Source organism: Streptomyces sp. NPDC031479 (genome assembly GCF_055581065.1).
On the sequence record NZ_JBVIKC010000040.1, the window covers coordinates 1 to 24,255 of the forward strand.

The window sequence follows — 24,255 nt, forward strand, 5'->3', positions numbered from 1 at the left end:
CCAACCACCCCATCAACTGGAACAACCTCTACAACCCCAACACCCCCACCACACCCCTCCCCACCTACCCCTTCCAACGCCAACGCCACTGGATCAACACCCCGGTGACGGTGGGGGACGCCACCGATTTCGGTCTCGGTGCCGCCGATCACCCGCTGCTCGGTGCGGATCTCCAGCTCGGGGACGGACAGGGGCACCTCTTCACCGGGCTGCTGTCGTTGCGCAGTCACCCCTGGCTGGCCGACCACGCGGTGCACGGCACGGCCGTACTGCCCGGCACCGCCTACGTCGATCTGGCGCTGTGCGCGGGTGCCCGTACCGGGCACACCCTCGTGGAGGAACTGACCCTGGAAGCACCACTCGTGGTAGCCGAAGACTCCTCCGTCCAGCTGCAGTTGCTGCTCGGCGAGCCCGACGACACCGGGCGGTGCCGGCTGACCGTCCACTCCCGGACCTCCGTGGCGGCCGGACCCGACGGAACCGACGGGTCCCCCTGGACCCGGCACGCGGTCGGTGTCCTGCTCCGGCCGGAGGAGGTGGAGCAGGACGCGTCCACCGCCCCCACCCCCTGGCCCCCGGCCGGGGCGACGCGGGTGCGCGCCGAGGAGGTGTACGAGCTGCTGGACGCCCGCGGCCAGGACTACGGGCCCGGTTTCCGTGGCCTGAAGGACGTGTGGCGGGCCGGAGGGGAGCTGTTCGCCACGGTGGAGCTGCCCGAGGCGCTGCGCGGTGACGACGCCCTGTTCGCCGTGCACCCGGCACTCCTGGACGCCGCCCTGCACCCCCTGGGCCTGCGGGCCGCGGACGGCCGTGCCGGCGACGGCGAGGGCGAAGGCGAGGACGAGGACGGTGGCGTGCTGCGGCTGCCGTTCGCGTGGAACGGGATACGGCTGCACGCCGCGGGCGCCGCGTCCGTCCGGGTGCGGATCTCTCCGTTGCCGGCGGGGTCCGTCGCCCTGGAGCTCACGGACACCTCGGGCGCGCCGGTCGTCACGGTGGGCTCGTTGACCCTGCGCCCTTTCGACGCACGGCAGTTGCGCTCGTCCGCGGACTCACACCGGGATTCCCTGTTCGACGTGGAGTGGGTGTCCGTCGACCCGGACGGGCGGCAGTCGCAGGACGTTCCCGAGGCCGTCGTCGTGTCCTTCGGCTGCTCGGCGGAGCCCGGTGAGGACGCGGTCGCCCTGGCGCACCGCAACGCTCAGGACGCGCTGTCCGCCGTCCAGCGGTGGATCGCGGAGGACCGGACCGATGGCGCGCGGCTCGTGTGCGTGACCCGACGGGCCGTGGCGGCGCGTCCGGGTGACGGTGTCGACGGGCTCGGTGCCTCGACGGTGTGGGGTCTGGTGCGTTCGGCCCAGGCCGAACACCCCGGCCGGTTCGTCCTCCTCGACATCGACGGTGACAGCGACGTCGCCACCGGCACCGACGGGCCGACGCCCGAGGTCCTTCATGCCGCCCTCGCCACCGGGGAGCCGCAACTCGCCCTGCGCGACGGGATGTTCCTCACGCCGCGACTGGTCCGTGCCGCTCCGGCGGACACGGCCTCGGACGCCCCCCGCTTCGATCCCGAGGGGACCGTGCTGGTCACCGGTGGCACCGGCACGCTCGGCGCCCTCCTGGCCCGCCACCTCGTCACCGAACACGGCGTACGCCACCTCCTCCTCACCAGCCGCCGCGGCCCCGCCGCCCAAGGCGCCACCGAACTCACCAACGAACTCACCGCACTCGGCGCCCACGTCGCCCTCACCGCCTGCGACGTCTCCGACCGCCGGGCACTCACCACCCTCCTCGACGCCATTCCCCCCACCCACCCCCTCACCGCCGTCATCCACACCGCGGGCACCACCCACGACACCACCGTCCAATCCCTCACCCCCCACCACCTCCACACCGTCCTCCAGCCCAAAACCGACGCCGCCCACCACCTCCACGAACTCACCCAGGACAAGAACCTCACCGCGTTCGTCCTCTACTCCTCCATCGCCGGCACCCTCGGCACCCCCGGACAGGCCAACTACGCCGCCGCCAACACCTACCTCGACGCCCTCGCCACCCACCGACACACCCAAGGCCTCCCCGCCACCTCCCTCGCCTGGGGACTCTGGGCGGAGGAGAGCGACCTCACCCGCTCGCTCGGAACGAGCGAGCGCGCCCGGCTGGGCCGGATGGCCATCGCGGCGATCCCCTCGGCCGAGGGGCTGACGCTGTTCGATGCCTGTCTCGCACGCGGCGCCGCGCTGTCGGCTCCCGTACGGCTCGACATGAGGGAGCTGCGCGACCGCTCGGCGGCGGGCGAACTCCCCGGCCTGTACCGGGGTCTGGTGCGGGCGTCGGCCGCCGGTACACCCGCGGCCACCCGGACCTCCGGCGCCGCGGCCACCGGGGTGCGGGAGCAGCTCATGGGCATGGACGCGGACGAACGCGCCCGGTTCCTGGCCGAGCTGGTGCACCGTCAGGTCGCGCAGGTCCTGGGGCACGCCTCGCCGGCCGCGGTGGAGGCCGGGCGCGGTCTGCTGGACATGGGAATCGACTCGCTGTCCGCCGTCGAGCTGCGCAACCGCCTGAACGGGGCGACCGGGTTGCGGCTGCCGACGACGCTGGCCTTCGACTACCCGACGCCCGCCGCGATCGCCGAGCACCTGCGGGAGAGGCTCGCCGAGGAGGTGCCGAGCGCGGCCCTGTCATCGCTCGACGCCCTGGAGGCGGGCTTCGAGGAGATCTCCGGCGACGCGGACCAGCGGTCCCGCGTGCGGGCCCGGTTGGAGGCGTTCCTGACCAGGCTCGCCACCGCCTCGGAGGGGCCGGACGGCACGCCCGCCCCGGACGGACGGGCGGCCTTCCCCGACGGGCTGGATGCCGCCGCCGACGAGGACCTCTTCGAATTCATCGACAGCGACCTCGACTGACCGGTCCGGTTCACCATGGGGGCGGATCGGCGGCACCGGCCGCCGGTCCGCCCTCCGGCATTTCCTCCCGCACCTCCATTCGCCACCCGGTCCGCTGCCGCAATCCACGGAAATGGCGTACCGGAAAGGAGCGGGTAAGCCGGTGGTTAGCGCGGGCTGTGACGCTGGAAACACCCACGCGCCTCACCATGGTGATGCGGGTCCCTACCGCAAAGGAAGAATCCCGATGACCGCACGGATTCCCGTCCCGTTCACCTTCACCGAGATCAGAGGCCTCGACCTCGACCACAGTTACCGGGAACTCCTGGAGCACGGGCGTCCCGTATGGGTCACCCCTCCGTACGGGGAGAACGCGTGGCTGGTGAGCCGGTACGAGGACATCAAGTCGGTCCTCGGGGACCAGCGGTTCAGCCGGGCCGCCGCCCAGGGCCGTGACGAGGCGCGCGTGGCGCCCGTGCCCATCGGGGGCAGCATCATGGGGGCGGACGGGGCGGAGCACAGCCGGCTGCGCCGTCTGGTTTCCAAGCCGTTCTCCAACCGCGGAATCGAGCAGCTGCGGCCGCGGATCTCGCAGGTGGCGGAGGAGCTGATCGACGACATGGCCAAGGAGGGTTCGTCGGCCGATCTCGTGACCGCGTTCACGAATCCGTTCGCCGCCCTGAACATCTGTGAGCTCCTGGGCGTGCCGTACGCGGAGCGGGACCGGTTCCAGAGCCGCATGCAGTGCTTCTTCGGCCGGACGGAGCTGTCGAACGACGAGATCGCGGTCGAACTGGGAGAGCTGCGCGCCTACGTCCACGAGCTGATCGAACGCCGTCGTGCCGAGCCCGGCGACGACCTGATCAGCGGCATGCTGGAGGTCGCCGCCGACGGCGCCTACACCGACGAGGAGCTCCTCGACCTGGTGTACATGCTGCTGATCGGCGGCTACGACACTCCGGCGTCCCAGCTGGCGTCCATCATGTACACGCTGCTGTCGCACCCCGGTCAGGCGCGGCTGCTCCGGGAGAACCCGGAGATCGTGGCGCAGGCCGTGGACGAGTTGCTGCGCTTCGTCCCGCTCGTCTCGCACACGGTGTTCGCCCGGTACGCGACGGAGGACGTGGAGATCGGCGGGCAGCTGATCAGGGCCGGTGAGCCGGTGCTGTGCGCCACGCCGGCGGGGAACAAGGACCCGCGGGCGTTCGAGAACCCGGACGAGCTGGATCTGCGGCGGGAGGGGAGGACCCACCTGTCCCTGGGGCACGGGGTGCACCACTGCACGGGTGCGGCCATGGCGCGGCTGGAGCTCCAGGTGGCGGTCCTCGCCCTGCTGAACCGTTTCCCCGACCTGCGGCTCGACGTGGCTCCCGAGGACGTGGCGTGGCTGAAGGGCATGCAGATCAGGACCCTCGGTTCGCTTCCGGTGGCGTGGGGCGCCGGCGGCAGCGGGTCCTGAGTGCCCGTACCGACAGCGAAGCCCCGGAGGCCTGGGCCTCCGGGGCTTCGCTGTCGGTACGGGTGGGGGCGGGGGCGGTACGGGTCGGAGCGGGTCGGGGCGGGGGTCGCTACCGGCCGGGGCCGGCGCCGAACGTGATGGCCCGGGCGGGACAGAGGTCCACGGCTTCGCGGACCGCTTCGTGTTCCCCGGGGGCGGGGCGGGGATCCACCACGACGACGTACCCCTCGTCGTCCTGGTCGAAGACGGCGGGGGCGTTGTAGGCGCACTGGGCCGCCCCGATGCAGGTCTCCCGGTCGGCCGTGACCCGGGGGCCGCCGCGCTCCTCGTCGTTCACCACGTCACCGGCATCTCGTTGACGCCCTGGACCGTGCCGCTGCCGGGCGGCCGGGTGGGCAGCCGGTCGGCGGGGACGGCCAGGCGGAGGGTGGGGATCCTCTCGAAGAGGGTGGCGAAGGCGACTTCCAGCTCCATCCGGGCCAGGCTCTGTCCCAGGCACTGGTGGATGCCGTAGCCGAAGGAGAGGTGCCGGCGGCCGGTGCGGCCGGTGTCGAAGACGGCGGGCTCCTCATGGACGCGGGGGTCCCGGTTGGCCATCGTCGCCGACAGCAGGACCCCTTCGCCCGCGCGGATCACCTCGCCGGCGACGGGGACGTCCTCGGTCGCGACCCGTACGCCGGCCAGGTCGGTCACGGCCACGCAGCGCAGGATCTCCTCCACCGCGGCCGGGACGCCGGCCGGGTCCGTCCGCATCCGGGCGAGCAGTTCGGGGTGATCGAGGAGGGTGATGGTGCCCAGGGCGATGGTGGAGGCCGAGGTCTCGTGGCCCGCGACCAGGATGACGAGGGCCATCTGGACGAGGTCGGCGTGGCTGAGCCGGCCGGCCTCGACCTCTTCGCGGGCGAGCAGGCCGATGAGTCCCGGGCCGGGTTCGGTGCGCCGCAGGGCCGCCAGGCGGTCCAGGTAGCCGACGAGTTCACCGCCCGCCTTCTGGGACTCCTCCCGGGTGGTGGCCTGCAGGAGGCACCGGGAGGCTTCCTGGAAGAACTCCAGGTCCTCGGCGGGCAGGCCCAGGATCTCGGAGATCACCCGTGAGGGCACGGGCAGCGCGAAATCGCGTACGAGGTCGGCGGGCGGACCCGTCTCCAGCATCCGGTCGACGTAGTGGTCCACGATGCCCTGGACGACCGGTCGCAGTTCCTCGACCCGCTTCCGGCTGAAGTACGGGTTCAGCAGCTGCCGGTGTTCGTCGTGGGCGGGCGGGTCCATGCCGATGAGCACCAGCCGCTTGGCCACCTCGGCCTGGAAGCGCGGCGCCACGGCCGGGTAGTCGGGGCGCTGCCGGTCGGCGGAGATCCGCCGGTCCGCGAGCAGTTGCCGGGCTTCGGGGTAGCCCGTGACCAGCCATACGACGCGGCCGTCGAAGAGGGTGACCCGCGACAGCGGCCCCTGCCCGCTAAGGCGCTCGTATTCCGGCGGCGGCTGATAGGGGCAGACCCGCGGCTGCGGAAAGGGCGGTGCGTCGGACGGGCTCCGCGTGGTGGTGAATTCCATCGCGTTCCTCTTTCCTCTCGTGTGCGCGGGATTCCTCCCACGGCCGGAAGAAGTCAAGGAGCACCCGGGAGGGAGCCGCAAGCCCGTCCGACCCGGGCGTTAGCGCCGGGTAATGCGGGAGTTCGCGAAAGCTCCGCGTTAGCTGCACGGAAGCGCCCTTTCGGATGATGGCCGCAGAAAAGCCAGGGAAAGGAGCAGACCGTGGACACTCCACACATCCGGATCCTCTCGGTGGGAACGGCTTTGCCGGGCCCTCCCGTCGACAATGCCGCGCTGGCCCGGCGGTTCGGGATGGACGCCCTGTGGGAGCAGTGGGTGGACGCGTTCATCGGGACGCGCCACCGTCATCTGGCGGTCGACATCGAGACCGGTGAGATCGGGGCTTCGCTCTCGGAGCTCGGTGTGGAGGCGGGACGCAGGGCGCTGGAGTCCGCGGGGGTCCGGCCGGAGGAGATCGACCTCGTCGTGATGGCGACGGCCACGCCGGAGCAGCTCATGCCGGCCACGGTGAACGTCATCTGCGACGTGCTGGGCATCGACGACGTGGCCACCTACCAGCTGCAGTCGGGGTGTTCGGGCGCGGTCCAGGCCCTCGACGTGGCGCACCAGCTGCTCCAGACGGGCCGGCACCGTACCGCTCTGGTCATCGGCGGCGACGTGCTCGCCCGGTTCTACGACTGCGACGCGCGGCTGGACCGGCTGCCGCCCGACCAGCTGGTGAACTACGTGCTGTTCGGGGACGGCGCCGGTGCGGCGGTGCTCACCACCGACACCACGGCGGGCCGCTGCGAGCTGGTGTCCGTGCGGACCCGGCTGACCGGGCTGAACCGGCCGGCGGGGGCGACGATGGAATGGTTCGGGCCCGTGGACCGCGACTCGGACCGGCCGGCCGCCACCGAGGACTACAAGGCGATCGAGACGCGCGTCCCGGAGATGTCCGAGGAGACCCTCCAGGAACTGCTGGACGACCTGGACTGGCGTCGGGAGGACGTCACGTACCTGCTGCCGCCGCAGCTGTCCGGCCGGATGACCCGGCGGATCGTGGAGCGGCTGGGGGCTGCCGGCGCCCAGGAGGTCTCCTGCGTCAACGAGACGGGCAACAACGCCAACGCGCTGGTCTTCTTCCAGTTGGAGCGGGCCCTCGACCGGCTGGCGCCGGGCGAGCGGGCGATCGGCATCGCCATCGAGTCGAGCAAGTGGATCAAGGCCGGTTTCGCGCTGGAAGGGGTCTGACGTCCGTCATGTCCTCCGTTCCCGAGGTCCCCGTCCCAGCCCCCTCCTCCGCTTCCCCCAGCGCCCCCGGCACCCCCGGCACCGCCGCCGACGAGTTGCTCGCCCTGCACCGCGGCGGGCGCCTCGCCGCCGAGTTCCCCCGGCTGAGGGCGCTCCTGGCGCGGCTGCCGGAGGCCGACTCCGCACGGGCCGCCCAGTTGCTCTCCCGCGTCGATCCTGCCGACGTGCTGCGCGAACACCCCGCGCTGCCGTCCCTGACCGTCGCCGTCACCGGCCACGGAACGCTGTCGCCGCTCGTCCCGGCCCTCGCCCTGGAGGGTGCCCGGCACGGCATCGTGATCCGTACGCTGGTCTGCGACTTCGACTCGTACGTCTTCGACCTGACCGACCCCGACAGCCCCCTGCACGCCGCCCGGCCCGATCTGGCCCTGTGCCTGCTCGACCCCATGATCGTCGTGGACGAGCTGCCGACGCCGTGGCGTCCGGCCGACGTCGAGGCCGTCCTCGCGGAGAAGACGGCCCTGCTGGACGGGCTCACGATCCGGTTCGCCGCCGCGGGCACCGGCACGCTCGTGCTGAACACCATGCCGCTGCCCCGCACGCTCGCCGCCCAGCTCGTCGACCACCGCTCCCGCGCCCGGCTGGGCGCCCTGTGGCGCGAGGCCAACACCCGGCTGCTGCGCCTGACCGAGACCCACCCGGAGCTGGTCGTCCTCGATCTGGACCCGATCGCCGCCGAGGGCGTGGCGGTCACGGACCCGAGGCTGAGCGTCTACGCCAAGGCCCACCTCTCCCCCGCGATGCTCTCCCGCTACGCCCGGGAGGCCGGACACCTGGCCCGGCTCGTGGCCGGCCGGACCAGGAAGTGCCTGGCGGTCGACCTGGACCAGACCCTGTGGGGCGGTGTCCTCGGTGACGACGGCGCGGAGGGCATCGAGGTCGCCGACAGCCCGCGCGGCGAGGCGTTCCGGGCCTTCCAGAAGGTGGTCAAGCAGCTCTCCTCGCAGGGGGTCCTGGTGGCCGCGGTGAGCAAGAACGACCTGGAACCGGTCCGCGAGGTCGTCGCGGGGCACCCGGAGATGGTCCTGCGGGAGGAGGACTTCGTCCGCTTCGCCGTGAACTGGAAGCCCAAGCACGAGAACCTGAGGGAGCTCGCCGAGGACCTCAACCTGGGCGTCGAGAGCATGGTGTTCGTCGACGACAGCCCCTACGAGTGCGGTCTCGTGCGGCACGAGCTGCCGGACGTGGCCGTCGTCCCCCTGGACGAGGAGCCGGCCGGGCACGTCGGGAAGCTGCTGCGGGACGGCTGGTTCGACACCCGTGAGCTGACGACGGAGGACCGGGCGCGCCCCGCGCTGTACCGCAGCGAGGCCGAACGCAAGGACTTCCTGCACACCTTCGACTCCCTCCAGGACTACCTGCGCGAGCTCGGCGTACGGGTGCGGATCGGCCCGGTCGAGCAGCGGGACGTACCGCGCGTCGCCCAGTTGACCCTGCGCACCAACCAGTTCAACCTGACCACGCGCCGGCTCCAGCCCGCCGCCGTGCAGGAGCTGGCCGCGGCCCCGGACACCGAGGTGCTGGCCGTGCACGCCGCGGACCGGTTCGGCGGCAACGGTCTGATCGGGGCCGTGTTCACCCGGCGCGAGGGCGCCACCGTGCACATCGACAACTTCCTGCTCAGCTGCCGGGTGTTCGCCCGGGGAGTCGAGCAGACCGCCCTGGCGTCGGTGCTGCGGCGGGCGCGGGCCGCCGGGGCGCGGGAGGTGGTCGCCGCCTTCCGCGAGAGCCCGAAGAACGCCAAGGTCCGCGGGTTCTACCCGCAGAACGGCTTCGGGCCGGCGGGCGAGGACGACGGCGAGCCCGACGGCGACCGCGACCGCGACGGCAGTCGCTTCTACCGGCACGACCTGGTCTCCGTACCGCCGACGCCCGGCCACGTGCTGTTGACCGAGACCTACGAAGAGACGCACACGGCGACGCCCGACGGGTCCCGCGTCGAGAGCTGCGTCGAGACATCCGAAGGGAAGACCCTGTGACATCCATCGACGGGTTCATCACCCTGGTCCGCGACGACCTGGGACTGGCCATCAGCGACGCGGACGTGGACCGGCCGCTCGACGAGATCGCGGGCTGGGACTCGATCCACCTCCTCACCCTGCTCGGCGCCCTGGAGCGCGCCGAGGGCCGCTCCCTGTCCCTGCCGGACGCCCTGGAGGCCACCACCCTGCGCGGGCTGTACGACGTGGCGGTGACCGGGTGAGCGGGGAGCGGTCCCCCGTCGCCCGGGAGCGGCGGCACACGCTGTACTTCCTGGAGGAGGCCAAGGCGTTCGCGCCGGTGTTCCTCGACACCGAGGTGGACATGGGGCGGGTGTGGCGCCACCGGGCGGCCTCCGTCGCGGCCGGCCGCCGGTACTCCGTGGTCAGCTACGTGCTGCACGCGGGTGCCCGGGTCATCGCCGCCCACCCCCAGGCCAACAGCGCCATCGGCGGCCGCCTGCTGCCCCGTACCGTCACCTACGCCGGCGCGAGCGCGAAGCTCGCCCTGGACCGGCGTCTCGACGGCCGGCGCGTCGTGCTCGGCGCGGTCCTGCCCGACCTCGACCGGGCGGACCTGGACGAGGTGCAGCGCCAGGTGGACCACTACCGCGACGGCGATCCGGGGGCCATGCCCGAGTTCGCGGGCCTGCGCGCGCTGCACCGGCTGCCCGTGCCCCTCGGCCGCGCGCTGTTCCGCAGGGCGACCCGGCCGCTCGGGGCGCGGGCGGCCAGGACCGGGACGTTCGCGGTCACCTCGCTCGGCCACCGCGCCGTCGACGGCTTCCACTCCGTGGGCGGCACCACGGTGACCCTCGGGGTCGGCCGGGTCGTGGACCGGCCGGTCGTACGGGACGGGCAGGTCACGGTGGCTCCGGTGATGCGCCTGAACCTGGCCTTCGACCACCGGGTCATCGACGGGGCCGAGGCCGCCGACGTCCTCACCGAGATCAAGGAACGCCTCGAAGGCTTCCCGGACACACCCGAGGGAGGGGAGGGGCTGCCCGCCGGCACCACGGCGGACGCCCTCACCGGCCGATGAACGACATCGAAGAGCTCAAGCAGTACGTGGGCGCGCACGCCCTCGCCCAGTCCCTGCCGCCGGACCACTTCGGGGAACTGCTCGGCCGCGTCCACACCGACGAGGACGGCGGCGAGGGATCCTGGGCCGGCGAGTGGTGCCGGGCCGGCGAACGGTTCGAGAGGGAGGGCCGGTACCTGGAGGCCTGCCGCCACTACAACATGGCCCGCTTCCCCTACGTGGACGGCCCCGCCCGCGGCGAGGCCCTGGAGCGCTGCGTGCGCGCCTTCGACCACTGGCGCAAGGAGGCCGGTGGTATCGAACGCATCGAGGTGGACACTCCGGAGGGCTCCGTCGGCTGCTGGACCAGCGGACTGTCGCGCGGTGACCGGCGTCCGCTGCTGGTCTTCATGGGCGGCATCGTCAGCATCAAGGAGCAGTGGGCGCCCCTGCTCACCCGCCTGTCCAGGCTGGGTTTCGCGGGGCTCGTCACGGAGCTGCCGGGCGTCGGCGAGAACACGCTGCGCTACGACGCCGACAGCTGGCGCCTGCTGCCCCGGCTGCTGGACGCCGTGAAGGACTCGGCGGACGTGTCGCAGACCTACTGCATCACGCTCAGCTTCAGCGGGCACATGGCCCTGCGGGCCTCTCTGGACGACCCCCGGATCAAGGGCATCATGACGGTCGGGGCCCCGGTCCACGACTTCTTCACGGACGCCTCCTGGCAGGCGCGGGTGCCCCGGATCACGGTCGACACCCTGGCCCACCTGACCGGCGTCCCCTCCCCCGCGGTGGGCGGACACATCCGGGACTGGGCCCTGAGTGACCGTCAGCTCGCCTCACTGGACGTGCCGTTGGCGTACGCGGCGAGCCTGCGCGACGAGATCATCCCGGCCGCCGACCCGCAGCGGCTGCGCCGGCACGTACGGGACCTGCGCCTCGTCGAGTACGACGACGTGCACGGAGCCCCGCACCACCTGCCCGAGATGCAGATGTGGGGCTTCCAGTCGGTCCTGCGCATGAAGGGCGGGCACTTCCTGCCGCGCGCCGCCCTCGGGTACGCGCTGTTCGCCCGGCGCACGAGCCGCAGGCTCGCCGCGCTCCGCTCCTGAGGCACCCCGCCCGGCCACCCTTCCCGCGCCCGGCCCGCGCCCCGCCCCCCGATGGACCGTTCCCCGAAAGGCTGACACCGCAATGGCAAGCGAGGAAGAGCTTCGCGAATATCTCAAGCGCGCCACGGGCAATCTCGCCCGGGTCAGGCAGCGCCTGCGCGAAGTCGAGACCGACCGGCACGAGCCGGTCGCCGTTGTGGCGATGAGCTGCCGCTACCCGGGCGGGGTCACCTCGCCCGAGGAGCTGTGGCGCCTGGTCGCGGACGGTACGGACGCCATCGACGGCTTCCCCACCGACCGAGGCTGGGACCTCGACGGGCTCTACGACCCGGACCGCGACCAGGTCGGCACGAGCTACACCCGCCACGGCGGCTTCCTCTACGACGCCCCGCGGTTCGACCCCGAGTTCTTCGGGCTGAGCCCGCGCGAGGCCCTGGCCACCGACCCCCAGCAGAGGCTGCTGCTGGAGACGGCCTGGGAGGCGGTGGAGCGGGCGGGCATCGTCCCGGAGAGCCTGCGCGGCAGCCGGACCGGGGTGTTCGCCGGTGTCATGTACAACGACTACGCCTCGCGGCTGACGCCTGCGCCCAAGACCTTCGAGGGATACATCGGGTACGGCAGCGCGGGCAGTGTGGCCTCGGGCCGGGTGGCGTACACCCTGGGTCTGGAGGGGCCCGCGGTGACCGTCGACACGGCGTGCTCCTCCTCCCTGGTCGCCATCCACCTGGCGATCCAGTCGCTGCGCAACGGCGAGTGCGGCCTCGCCCTGGCCGGCGGGGTGACCGTCATGGCCACGCCCAACACCTTCGTCGAGTTCAGCCGGCAGCGCGGGCTGTCCGAGGACGGCCGGTGCAAGGCCTTCTCCGCCGACGCCGACGGCACCGGCTGGAGCGAGGGCGCGGGCCTGCTCCTGCTGGAGCGGCTCTCCGACGCTCAGCGCAACGGCCACCGTGTCCTTGCGGTCATCCGGGGCAGCGCCGTCAACCAGGACGGTGCCAGCAGCCAGCTGACGGCGCCCAACGGCCCGGCCCAGCAGCGGCTGATCCGCGAGGCCCTGGCGAGCGCCCGCCTGGAACCGGCGGACGTCGACGCCGTGGAGGCGCACGGCACGGGCACCCGTCTCGGCGACCCCATCGAAGCCCAGGCCCTCCTCGCCACCTACGGCCAGAACCGCCCCACCGACCGACCCCTGCACCTCGGCTCCCTCAAATCCAACATCGGCCACACCCAGGCCGCCGCAGGCGTCGGCGGCGTCATCAAAATGGTCATGGCCATGCACCACGGCCTCCTCCCCAAAACCCTCCACGCCGACGAACCCAGCCCCCACATCGACTGGACCGAAGGCGCCGTCTCCCTCCTCACCGATGCGGCCCCCTGGCAGCCGGACGGGGAACGCCCCCGCCGGGCCGCCGTCTCCTCCTTCGGCATCAGCGGCACCAACGCCCACCTCATCCTCGAACAGGCACCCCCCACCGAGTCCGGAGCCGAAGCCGGGGCCGAGCGGCCGGCGGGCGCCCCGGTGGTGCCGTGGGTGGTATCCGGCCGCAGCGAAGCGGCGCTGCGCGCTCAGGCGGCGCGGCTGCACGAGCGGCTGACGGAGCTCCCCGAGGCCTCGGCCCCGGCGGTCGGCCGGGCCCTGGCGGGGACCCGTACGCAGTTCCCGCACCGGGCGGCCGTGGTGGCGGGCGACCGCGAGGCGCTGATGACGGGGCTGGCGGCGCTGGCCTCGGGCGGTGGCGCGCTGGAGGGCGTCGCCTCCGCGCGGGGGCGGCTGGCGTTCCTCTTCACGGGGCAGGGCAGCCAGCGCGCGGGGATGGGGCGCGAACTGTACGCCGCGTTCCCGGTGTTCGCCGCGGCCTTCGACGAGGTCTGCGACGCCCTGGAGGCGCACGGGCAGCCGGTGCGCGAGGCGCTGGCCGACGCGGAGGCGGTCCACCGCACGCAGTACGCGCAGCCTGCACTGTTCGCGATCGAGTCGGCGCTGTTCCGGCTGTGGGAGTCCTGGGGCGTGCGGCCGGACGTGGTGGCCGGGCACTCGGTCGGTGAGCTGACGGCGGCCTACGTGGCCGGCGTGCTCTCCCTCGACGACGCGGCCCGGCTGGTGGTGGAGCGCGGGCGGCTGATGCAGGCGCTGCCGGCGGGCGGCGCGATGCTCGCGGTGCAGGCGTCGGAGGAGCGGGTGCTGCCGCTGCTGGCGGGCCTGGAGGATTCGGCGGTGCTGGCGGCGGTCAACGGCCCCGAGTCGACGGTCGTGTCCGGTGACGAGGACGCGGTCGCCGCGGTCGCCGCGCGCCTGGAGGAGCTGGGCGTCCGGACGCGCCGCCTCACGGTCAGCCACGCCTTCCACTCGCCGCACATGGACGCGATGCTGGAGGAGTTCCGGGCCGTCGCGCGGGGCCTGGACTTCCGGGCCCCGACGATCCCGGTGGTCTCGACCCTGACGGGGCGGCGGGCCACGGCGCGCGAGCTGGGCTCGGCGGACTACTGGGCCGACCACGCGCGCCAGGCCGTACGGTTCCACGCGGCGGTGCGCACGCTGCGGGACGAGGGGGTGACCGCGTTCGTCGAGCTGGGCCCGGACGGACCGCTGACGGCGATGGCCCAGGCGGAAACCGAGGCGGAAGCCGGTGCGGGCGCCGGAGCGGGGACCGAGGCGGGCGCCGGGGTCCCGGCGGTGTGCGTGGCGTCGCTGCGCAAGGACCGCCCGGAGCCGCAGGCCGTGATGACGGCCCTCGCGCGGCTGCACGTGCGGGGCGCGGTGGAGGTGGACTGGCAGGGCGTGTTCGGCGGTGACGGGAACGACTCCGTGGACCTGCCCACGTACGCCTTCCAGCGCGAACGCCACTGGCTGGACGCGGCGGAGGCGCGCGGCGACCTGGGAGCGGCGGGGCTGGCCGCGGCCGAGCACCCGCTGCTGGGCGCTGCGGTGGAACTGGCCGGCGGGCAGGGCCACCTGTTCACGGGCCGGCTGTCGCTGACGGCCCTCCCCTGGCTCGCCGACCACGCGGTGCTGGGTTCGACCCTGCTGCCGGGGACGGCGATGGTGGAGCTCGCGCTGCTGGCCGGGTTCCGGCTGGGTACGCCCGTCGTCGAGGACCTGACGCTGGAGGCGCCGCTGCCGCTGGACGGGGTCGAGGTGGACGTGCAGCTGGTCGGCGGCCCGCAGGACGGTGCGGGGAGGCGGCAGGTCCGCCTGTACTCCCGCACGGCGCAGGGCGTCGAGTGGGTCCGGCACGCGACGGGCACCCTCGCCCCGGCGCCGCACGACACGGTCACGGTCGCCGACGCGCCGTCCGCCGGGGCCTGGCCTCCGGCGGGGGCGGTCGCGATCGACACGGACGGCCTCTACGAGCGGCTGGCCGGGCACGGTTACGCGTACGGGCCGGCGTTCCAGTGCCTGCGCGGTGCCTGGCGCGACGGGGACGACCTGTACGCGGAGGTCGTCCTGCCGCGAGGGGCGGCGGGAGCCGGTTCCGGTGAGGACGACGACGCGCTGTTCACCGTGCATCCGGCTCTGCTGGACGCGGCGTTGCACGTGCTGGCCCTGGAGTCGCTGCCGCGGGAGGGCGAGCCGGCGGTCTTCCGGCTGCCGTTCGCGTGGAGCGACGTGCGGCTGTTCGCCACGGGGGCCTCGGAGTTGCGGGTCCGGCTGTCGCGGAGCGGGCCCGACGAGGTGTCACTGGCGGTGTCGGACGGGGCCGGCAACCCGCTGTTGTCGGTGGGTTCCCTGTCGGTGCGGCCCGTGGCGGCGGCCGGGCTCTCGGCCGCGCGGGGCGTGCGCGACGGGCTCTTCGGGATCGACTGGACGCCGCTGTCCACCCGGGTCGAGGGGCCCGTGGTGGCGCCGGCGGTCCTGGGCGAGGACCCGTACGGGCCGGCCGGGGCGGACTCGTATCCGGACCTGTCCGCTCTTCCCGAGCCCGTTCCGCCGGTCGTGGCGCTCTTCGCCGGGGAGTCCGGCGAGGACGTGCCCGCGGCGGTCCACGCGTCGACCGCCGCCCTGCTGGCGACCGTGCGGGAGTGGCTGGCCGACGAGCGGTTCGCGTCCTCGCGGCTGGCCGTGGTGACCCGTGGTGCGGTGGCGGCCGGGGAGGACGACCACGTACGGGATCCGGCGGCGGCGGCGCTGTGGGGTCTGGTGCGTTCGGCCCAGACCGAGTACCCGGGGCGGCTGCAGGTCGTGGACCTCGACGGCACCGGGGCTTCCCGTGCGGCGCTGGCGACGGCGCTGGCCTGTGGTGAGCCGCAGTTCGCCGTCCGCGAGGGCGCGGTGTCGGTGCCGCGGCTGGTGCGGACGGGCGGCCCGGCGGCGGGGCTCGTGCCGCCCGAGGAGGGTGGCGACTGGCGGCTGGACGTGACCGCCAAGGGGACGTTGGAGAACCTGGCGCTGCTGCCCACCCCCCGCACACCCCTGGAACCCGGACAGATACGCATCGACGTCCGCGCCGCCGGCCTCAACTTCCGCGACGTCCTCATCGCCCTCGGCATGTACCCCGGAAACGAAGCCCTCATCGGCAGCGAAGCCGCGGGCATCATCACCGAAACCGGCCCCGGCGTCACCCGCTTCACCCCCGGCGACCGCGTCTTCGGACTCTTCCCCGCCTCCATCGCCAACACCGCCGTCACCGACCACCGCATGGCCACCCACACCCCCCACCACCTCACCCACACACAAGCAGCCACCCTCCCCGTTGTCTACCTCACCGCCTACTACGCCCTCCACGACCTCGCCCACATCCAACCCGGACAAAAACTCCTCATCCACGCCGCCACCGGAGGCGTCGGCATGGCCGCCCTCCAACTCGCCCGACACTGGAACATCGAAGTCTTCGCCACCGCCAGCCCCCACAAATGGCCCACCCTGCGCGCCATGGGACTCGACGACGACCACATCGCCTCCAGCCGCACCCTCGACTTCGAACAACACTTCCTCAACACCACCCACAACACCGGCGTCGACGTCATCCTCGACTCCCTCGCCGGCGACTTCGTCGACGCCTCACTCCGCCTCCTCCCCCACGGCGGACACTTCCTCGAAATGGGCAAAACCGACATCCGGGATCCCCAAACCATCGCCCGAACCCACCCCGGCACCACCTACCAAGCCTTCGACCTCCAAGCCGACACCACCCCCGACCACATCCAGCACATGCTCACCCACCTCACCCACCTCCTCACCCAACAAGCCATCACCCCCCTCCCCACCACCACCTGGAACACCCACCAAGCACCCCAAGCCCTCCGCCACCTCCGCCAAGCCCGCCACACCGGCAAAATCGCCCTCACCCACCCCACCCCCCTCAACCCCAACGGCACCATCCTCATCACCGGCGGCACCGGCACCCTCGGCGCCCACACCGCCCGACACCTCATCACCCACCACAACGCCAAACACATCCACCTCATCAGCCGCCAAGGCCCCCACACCCCCACCGCCCAACAACTCCACACCGAACTCACCAACCTCGGCGCACACACCACCATCACCGCCTGCGACACCACCGACCGGGACGCACTCGCCCGGCTCCTCGACGGCATCCCGGACGAACACCCGCTGACCGCCGTCGTCCACACCGCCGGCGTCCTCGACGACACGCTCCTCGACGGCCTCACCCCCGAGCGGCTGCACGACGTGCTGCGCCCCAAGGTGGACGCGGCCTGGAACCTGCACGAGCTGACCCGCCACGCGGACCTGAGCGCGTTCGTCCTCTTCTCCTCGATCGCCGGCACCCTCGGCAACGCCGGGCAGGCCAACTACGCGGCGGCCAACACCTTCCTCGACGCCCTCGCGGAGTACCGCCGCTCCCAGGGGCTGCCGGGTTCCTCCCTCGCCTGGGGCCTGTGGGACCAGAGCAGCGGCATGACGGGCGCGCTGGACGAGACGAGCCGCGCCAGGATCGGCCGGAGCGGGGTCGCCCCCATGCCGGTCGAGGAGGCGCTGGCGCTGCTCGACGCGGCGCTGGTCTCGGACCGTGCCGTGACCGTCCCGGCCCACCTGGACCTCGCCGCCCTGCGCCGGCGGGCCGACGAGGGCGACCTGCCCGTGCTGCTCGGCTCCCTGGTCAAGCCGCGGCTGCCCCGCGCCGGGGCGCGCCCCGGCGCGGCGGGCCCGGCGGGTGCCGGGAACCAGGCCCTCGCGAAGCTCGTGGAGCTGCCCGCCGCCGAGCGGACCAAGGCGCTGCTGGAGCTGGTCCGCACCCAGGCCGCCACGGTGCTCGGGCACTCCACGACGGAAGCCGTCGACCCCGAACGACCCTTCGGCGAGATCGGTTTCGACTCGCTGACCTCGGTCGAGCTGCGCAACCGGATGAACGCGGCGACGGGCCTGCGCCTGTCGGCGACCCTGGCGTTCGACCACCCCACCCCGACGGCACTGGCCCGCCACGTCAACGAACTGCTCGAAGGAGCCGCGCCCGTACCGGAGGCGGCGCCCACCGCCGCCGCGGCGGCCGGCGCGGCGGACGAGCCGATCGCCGTCGTGGCGATGAGCTGCCGCTACCCGGGCGGCGTCGCCTCGCCCGAGGACCTGTGGCGGCTGGTGGCCGAAGGCACCGACGCCATCGCGGAGTTCCCCACCGACCGCGGCTGGGACACCGCGGGCCTCTACCTGCCCAAGCCCGGGACGCCCGGCAGGACGTACACCCGGCACGGCGGCTTCCTCTACGACGCCCCGCTCTTCGACGCCGAGTTCTTCGGCATCAACCCGCGCGAGGCCACCGCGGCCGACCCGCAGCAGCGGCTCCTGCTGGAGACGGCCTGGGAGGCCTTCGAACGCGCGGGCATCGACCCGGCGACGCTGCGCGGCAGTGACACGGGGGTCTTCGCGGGCACCAGCTCGCAGGACTACACGGCGCTGCTGGACTCCGCTCCCGACAGTGCGGGCGGCTACCGGCTCACGGGCAGCTCGGCGAGCATCATCTCCGGCCGGGTCGCCTACACCTTCGGCCTGGAGGGTCCGGCGGTCAGCATCGACACGGCGTGCTCCTCGTCGCTGGTGGCCATCCACCTCGCGGCGCAGGCGCTGCGCCGGGGCGAGTGCTCGCTCGCCCTGGCCGGCGGGGCCTCCGTACTGGCCACGCCGACGCTGTTCGTGGAGTTCAGCCGGCAGCGGGGGCTGGCCCCCGACGGCCGCTGCAAGGCCTTCTCGGCCGACGCCGACGGCACGAGCTGGGGCGAGGGCGTGGGTCTGGTGCTGCTGGAGCGGCTCTCCGACGCCGAGCGCAACGGGCGCCGGATCCTCGGGGTGATCCGGGGCAGCGCCGTCAACCAGGACGGTGCCAGCAACGGTCTGACGGCGCCCAACGGTCCGTCCCAGGAGCGGGTGATCCGCCAGGCCCTCGCCAACTCCCGCCTGGAACCCACCGACGTCGACGCCGTGGAGGCGCACGGCACGGGCACCCGCCTCGGCGACCCCATCGAGGCCCAGGCCCTCCTCGCCACCTACGGGCAGAACCGGGCCGAGGGGCTGCCGGTGCACCTGGGCTCGGTGAAGTCGAACATCGGCCACACCCAGGCGGCCGCCGGTGTCGCGGGCGTGATCAAGATGGTCATGGCGATGCGCCACGGCGTCCTCCCGCCGACCCTGCACGCCGAGGAGGCCACCCCGCACGTCGACTGGAGCGCCGGCTCCGCCCGGCTGGCCACCGAGGCCGCGCCCTGGCCCGAGACGGGCCGGCCGCGCCGCGCCGCGGTCTCCTCGTTCGGCATGAGCGGCACCAACGCGCACCTGGTCCTGGAGGGCGCGCCGGCCGTGGAGCCGCACCCCGCGGCGGAGGCCGTGGCCGGTCCGGCCGCGACGGTCGCGGCAGCCGGCACCGCGGCACCCGGTGTGGTGCCGTGGCTGCTGAGCGGGCGTTCCGCCGACGCCCTGCGGGCGCGGGCCGGGCAGCTGCTGGACCACCTCGGCTCCGGCCCCGGGGCCGGAGCCGGTGTCGGTGTCGCGGACGTCGCGCACGCCCTGGCGACGACCCGGGCCGCCTTCGAGCACCGCGCGGTACTCGTGGGGGCGGACCGGGACGAGCTGCGCACGGGGCTCGCCGCACTGGCGCGGGGCGAAGCGGCGCCGGCGCTGACGCGGGGCCTCGCCCGGTCCGGGCACCGGGCGGTGTTCGTCTTCCCCGGCCAGGGCTCCCAGTGGCAGGGCATGGCGCTGGAGCTGCTCCGGGACTCCGAGGTGTTCCGGGAGCGGATGCGCGAGTGCGCCGAGGCGCTGGCCCCGCACACCGAGTGGGACCTCTTCGACCTCCTGCACGACAGGCCGGGGGCACCGGCGATGGACACCGCCGAGACGATCCAGTGCGCGCTGTTCGCGGTCATGGTGTCCCTGGCGGCGCTGTGGCGCTCGTACGGCGTCGAACCGGCCGCGGTCATCGGCCACTCCCAGGGCGAGATGGCGGCGGCGTGCGTCGCGGGCGCGCTCACCCTGGAGGACGCCGCCCGCGTCGTGGCCCTGCGCGCCCGGGCACTCGACACCCTGCACGGCAGCGGCGGCATGCTGTCGGTGCCCCTGCCGCACTCCGAGGTCGTGGAGCTGCTGCGGCGGTGGGACGAGCGGCTTTCGGTCGCGGCCGTCAACGGTCCGCGGTCCACCGTGGTCTCCGGTGACGTCGAGGCGCTGCGCGAGATGCACGAGCACTGCACCGCCGGGGGCGTGCGCAGCAAGGTCCTGCCCGTCGGCTACGCCTCGCACGGCCCGCACGTCGAGGCGGTCCGGGAGCGTCTCGCCGAGGTGCTGGCGCCGGTGGCCCCGCTCCCCTGCGCCATCCCCTTCTACTCGACCGTCACCGCGGGCCCCGTCGACACCACCGGCCTGGACGCCGGCTACTGGTACCGCAACCTGCGCGGCACCGTCCGCTTCGCGGAGACCGTCGCCGCCCTGGCGGCCGCGGGGCACCACACCTTCATCGAGGTCAGTCCCCACCCGGTGCTGACCCTCGGAGTCCAGGAGACGCTGGAGGAGCTGGACCCGCGCGCGGCCACCACCGTGATCGGTACGCTGCGCCGCGACGACGGCGGGCCCTCCCGGATGCTCGCCGCGCTCGCCGCCGCGCACGTCCAGGGCCTCGACGTGGACTGGTCACCGGCCCTGCCCGCGGCCACGGGACCGGCCGTCGACCTGCCGACGTACCCGTTCCAGCGGCGTCGGCACTGGCTGGACGCGGGACCCGCGCGGCCGGGTTCCGGGCGGCTGGGGCTGCGGCCGGCCGGTCACCCGCTGCTCGGCGCGGCCCTGCCGCTCGCGGGCAGCGATGGCCTCATCGTCACGGGCAGCCTGTCGCGCGCGGACCGGCCGTGGCTCGCGGACCACGCGGTGACCGGGACCGTCCTGCTGCCGGGCACCGCCTTCGTGGAACTCGCCCTGCACGCCGCCGGGGAGGTGGGCTGTGCGGGTGTCGAGGAGCTGACGCTGCTGGCGCCGCTGCCGCTGGCGGAGGAGGCCGTACACCTCCAGCTGACCGTCGGCGCGCCGGACGGGGCGGGGCTGCGGCCCCTGCAGATCCACTCCCGGCCCGGCGGCGCCGACGCGGACCTGCCCTGGACCCGGCACGTCACGGGGACGCTGGGCACGGCGGTCCGGCCGGAGGAGGACCACGCGCTCGTGTCCTGGCCGCCGGCCGGAGCGACACCGGTGGACGTGGGCGGGCACTACGCGTTCCTGCGGTCCCTCGGGTACGAGTACGGGCCGGCCTTCCGGGGGCTGACGGCCGCCTGGCGCTCCGGCGAGGACCTGTACGCCGAAGTGGCCCTGGACGCAGCCCTGTCGGAGGAGGCCGACACCTTCGGACTGCACCCGGCGCTGCTGGACGCGGCCCTGCACGCCCTAGGCCTGGACGGGCCCGGCGACGAGGACCGGCCGGTGCGGCTGCCGTTCGCCTGGAGCGGTGTGCGGCTGCACGCACGGGGTGCCCGGGAGCTGCGCGTACGGATCTCTCCGGCGGGCGCGGACGCGGTTCGCGTGCACGTCGCGGACTCCACCGGGCAGCCGGTGGCCTCGGTGGACTCCCTGGTCCTGCGGGCCGGGTCGCCGGGTCGGGCGCCCAGCGATGCGACCGGGGCGGACTGCCTGTTCCGGCCCGAGTGGGCGCCCGTGCCCGCGGCGGACGCGGACGCCGCCGCCTGGGCCGTGCTGGGATCGGCCGGCCTGGCCGAAGCCCTGGACGCCGCCCCGTACGCGGAGCTGCGGGCGCCGGCCGGCGAGGTGCCGGCGGCGGTGGTGGTCGAGTGCCGGGAGCCGTCCGGCGGTGACCTCGCCGGGCTCACGCGGGAGGCGACGTGCCGGGCCCTCGGCCTGGCGCAGGCCTGGCTCGCCGACGAACGGTTCGCCTCCTCACGGCTGGTGTTCCTCACCCGGGGCGCCGTGGCGGCCGGGGCCGCCGATCAGGTGCACGACCTCGCGCACGCCGCGGTGTGGGGTCTGCTGCGCACGGCCCAGTCGGAGAACCCGGGGCGCTTCGTCCTGCTGGACGTGGACGGCCGGGAGGAGTCCCGGGACGCGATCCGTGCCGCGGTGGCCACCGGTGAGCCCCAACTGGCACTCCGTGAGGGGGAGGTGCGTGCCGCGCGGCTCGTCCGTGCGACGCCGGGCGACCACGAGCTGGCGCCGCCGGACGCTGCGGACTGGCGTCTGGAGAGCGTGGCGAAGGGGACGTTGGAGAACCTGGCGCTGCTGCCCACCCCCCGCACACCCCTGGAACCCGGACAGATACGCATCGACGTCCGCGCCGCCGGCCTCAACTTCCGCGACGTCCTCATCGCCCTCGGCATGTACCCCGGAAACGAAGCCCTCATCGGCAGCGAAGCCGCGGGCATCATCACCGAAACCGGCCCCGGCGTCACCCGCTTCACCCCCGGCGACCGCGTCTTCGGACTCTTCCCCGCCTCCATCGCCAACACCGCCGTCACCGACCACCGCATGGCCACCCACACCCCCCACCACCTCACCCACACACAAGCAGCCACCCTCCCCGTCGTCTACCTCACCGCCTACTACGCCCTCCACGACCTCGCCCACATCCAACCCGGACAAAAACTCCTCATCCACGCCGCCACCGGAGGCGTCGGCATGGCCGCCCTCCAACTCGCCCGACACTGGAACATCGAAGTCTTCGCCACCGCCAGCCCCCACAAATGGCCCACCCTGCGCGCCATGGGACTCGACGACGACCACATCGCCTCCAGCCGCACCCTCGACTTCGAACAACACTTCCTCAACACCACCCACAACACCGGCGTCGACGTCATCCTCGACTCCCTCGCCGGCGACTTCGTCGACGCCTCACTCCGCCTCCTCCCCCACGGCGGACACTTCCTCGAAATGGGCAAAACCGACATCCGGGATCCCCAAACCATCGCCCGAACCCACCCCGGCACCACCTACCAAGCCTTCGACCTCCAAGCCGACACCACCCCCGACCACATCCAGCACATGCTCACCCACCTCACCCACCTCCTCACCCAACAAGCCATCACCCCCCTCCCCACCACCACCTGGAACACCCACCAAGCACCCCAAGCCCTCCGCCACCTCCGCCAAGCCCGCCACACCGGCAAAATCGCCCTCACCCACCCCACCCCCCTCAACCCCAACGGCACCATCCTCATCACCGGCGGCACCGGCACCCTCGGCGCCCACACCGCCCGACACCTCATCACCCACCACAACGCCAAACACATCCACCTCATCAGCCGCCAAGGCCCCCACACCCCCACCGCCCAACAACTCCACACCGAACTCACCAACCTCGGCGCACACACCACCATCACCGCCTGCGACACCACCGACCGACAGGCCGTGTCCGAACTGCTGGCATCGCTGCCGGTGCCGCTCACCGCCGTCATCCATGCGGCCGGCACCCTCGACGACGCGGTGCTCACCGAACTGACCCCGGACCGGGTGGAGGAGGTGCTGCGGCCCAAGGTGGACGCCGCCGTGATCCTGGACGAGCTGACCCGCGACATGGACCTCTCGGCATTCGTCCTGTTCTCCTCGGCCGCTGCCACCGTCGGCTCTCCCGGCCAGGCCAACTACGCGGCGGCCAACGCCTTCCTCGACGCCCTCGCGCAGCGGCGCCGCTCACAGGGACTGCCCGCGGTGTCGATGGCCTGGGGACTGTGGGCCGAACGCTCCGGGATGACCGCCCACCTGGGGCGGACGGACCTGGGCCGGATGTCCCGCACGGGCATGGTCCCGCTCACCACCGAGACCGGTCTGGCCCTGTTCGACCGGGCCCTGACGGCCGCCGAAGCGGTGGTCGTGCCCGCCCTGCTCGATCCGGCGGCCCTGCGGGAGCGGGCCGGGAACGGCACCCTGCCCCCCGTACTGGGGAACCTGTTCCGCGCCCCGCTGCGCCGTGCGGCCCGGTCCTCCGACGGCGCGGCGCCGGCCGGGTCCTGGGAGCGCAGGCTGCTCGCGCTGTCCGAGGAGGAACGGGACGAGGCCCTGCTCGGCCTGGTGCGTGGCGAGGCCGGCGCGGTCCTCGGACACTCCGCGGCGGACGGCATGGAGGCCGAACGCCCCTTCACGGCCATGGGGTTCGACTCCCTGACCGCCGTCGAACTGCGCAACCGGCTCGCCGGCGCGACCGGGCTGCGACTGCCCTCGACCCTGGTCTTCGACCACCCCACTCCGGGCGCCCTCGCCCGCCACCTGCGGGACGCCCTGCTCCCCGCGACCCCCGCGGCCCCTGATCCGGCCCTCGCCGAACTGGCGGGCGTGGAAGCCCTGTTGAACGGAACCGACCCGGCCGACGACTCCGTGCGCCAGGAGGTGGTCCAGCGACTGGAAGCGCTGGTGGCCACCTGGGGCCGGACGCGGCGCGGCGCCGCGGCGGGGGCCGCCGCCCGGGAGCTCGCACAGGCGTCGTCGGACGAGATCTTCGCCCTGATCGACCGGGACCTAGGCCGGGCGGCGGGCCGCTGATGCCTTCCCGACCGATCGAAGAGGAGGACT

The 24,255-nt window shown here is 73.6% G+C and carries 10 protein-coding genes; 8 read left to right on the plus strand and 2 right to left on the minus strand.

Annotated features, from left to right (window positions below):
• The coding region (locus ACZ5D2_RS31525) for a type I polyketide synthase (protein WP_468934108.1) at positions 1-2,909 on the plus strand (2,909 nt) is incomplete at its 5' end.
• A gap of 226 nt (positions 2,910-3,135) precedes the next feature.
• Complete coding sequence (locus tag ACZ5D2_RS31530; RefSeq protein WP_371675368.1) at positions 3,136-4,347, plus strand: cytochrome P450; 1,212 nt, start codon at positions 3,136-3,138, stop codon at positions 4,345-4,347.
• Positions 4,348-4,456: 109 nt separating this feature from the next.
• On the opposite strand, the gene ACZ5D2_RS31535 is transcribed toward ACZ5D2_RS31530, so the two are convergent.
• Both ACZ5D2_RS31535 and ACZ5D2_RS31540 read right to left on the minus strand, forming a co-directional pair.
• Complete coding sequence (locus ACZ5D2_RS31535) at positions 4,457-4,687, minus strand: ferredoxin (protein WP_371675369.1); 231 nt, start codon at positions 4,685-4,687, stop codon at positions 4,457-4,459.
• A complete protein-coding gene (locus ACZ5D2_RS31540; RefSeq protein ID WP_371675370.1) occupies positions 4,681-5,901 on the minus strand; it encodes a cytochrome P450 in 1,221 nt (406 codons plus the stop codon). Before ACZ5D2_RS31540 ends, ACZ5D2_RS31535 begins: the two co-directional genes overlap by 7 nt.
• Positions 5,902-6,102: 201 nt before the next feature.
• Between ACZ5D2_RS31540 and ACZ5D2_RS31545 the strand changes: the two genes are divergently transcribed.
• The 6 genes from ACZ5D2_RS31545 (at position 6,103) to ACZ5D2_RS31570 (ending at position 24,225) form a co-directional block, all read left to right on the plus strand.
• Entirely contained in the window at positions 6,103-7,134 is a 1,032-nt protein-coding gene (locus tag ACZ5D2_RS31545) for a 3-oxoacyl-ACP synthase III family protein (protein ID WP_371675371.1), read from the plus strand.
• 8 nt (positions 7,135-7,142) lie between these two features.
• Entirely contained in the window at positions 7,143-9,173 is a 2,031-nt protein-coding gene (locus ACZ5D2_RS31550) for an HAD-IIIC family phosphatase (protein ID WP_371675372.1), read from the plus strand.
• Positions 9,170-9,397 (plus strand): acyl carrier protein, encoded by a 228-nt coding sequence (locus tag ACZ5D2_RS31555; protein ID WP_371675373.1) that lies wholly within the window; start codon positions 9,170-9,172, stop codon positions 9,395-9,397. Before ACZ5D2_RS31550 ends, ACZ5D2_RS31555 begins: the two co-directional genes overlap by 4 nt.
• Entirely contained in the window at positions 9,394-10,215 is an 822-nt protein-coding gene (locus tag ACZ5D2_RS31560; RefSeq protein WP_371675374.1) for a 2-oxo acid dehydrogenase subunit E2, read from the plus strand. Before ACZ5D2_RS31555 ends, ACZ5D2_RS31560 begins: the two co-directional genes overlap by 4 nt.
• Positions 10,212-11,306 (plus strand): alpha/beta hydrolase, encoded by a 1,095-nt coding sequence (locus ACZ5D2_RS31565; protein WP_371675375.1) that lies wholly within the window; start codon positions 10,212-10,214, stop codon positions 11,304-11,306. The genes ACZ5D2_RS31560 and ACZ5D2_RS31565 overlap by 4 nt, the downstream gene beginning before the upstream one ends.
• A gap of 82 nt (positions 11,307-11,388) precedes the next feature.
• The gene (locus tag ACZ5D2_RS31570; RefSeq protein WP_371675376.1) at positions 11,389-24,225 is read left to right on the plus strand and encodes an SDR family NAD(P)-dependent oxidoreductase; all 12,837 of its coding nucleotides are present in this window, start codon (positions 11,389-11,391) and stop codon (positions 24,223-24,225) included.
• The last annotated feature ends 30 nt before the right edge of the window (positions 24,226-24,255 follow it).

Coding starts and splice junctions, on each gene's coding strand:
- ACZ5D2_RS31550 (WP_371675372.1), top strand. CDS start 7,143: ATGTCCTCCGTTCCCGAGGTCCCCGTCCCAGCCCCCTCCTCCGCTTCC.
- ACZ5D2_RS31565 (WP_371675375.1), top strand. CDS start 10,212: ATGAACGACATCGAAGAGCTCAAGCAGTACGTGGGCGCGCACGCCCTC.
- ACZ5D2_RS31540 (WP_371675370.1), bottom strand. CDS start 5,901: ATGGAATTCACCACCACGCGGAGCCCGTCCGACGCACCGCCCTTTCCG.
- ACZ5D2_RS31530 (WP_371675368.1), top strand. CDS start 3,136: ATGACCGCACGGATTCCCGTCCCGTTCACCTTCACCGAGATCAGAGGC.
- ACZ5D2_RS31570 (WP_371675376.1), top strand. CDS start 11,389: ATGGCAAGCGAGGAAGAGCTTCGCGAATATCTCAAGCGCGCCACGGGC.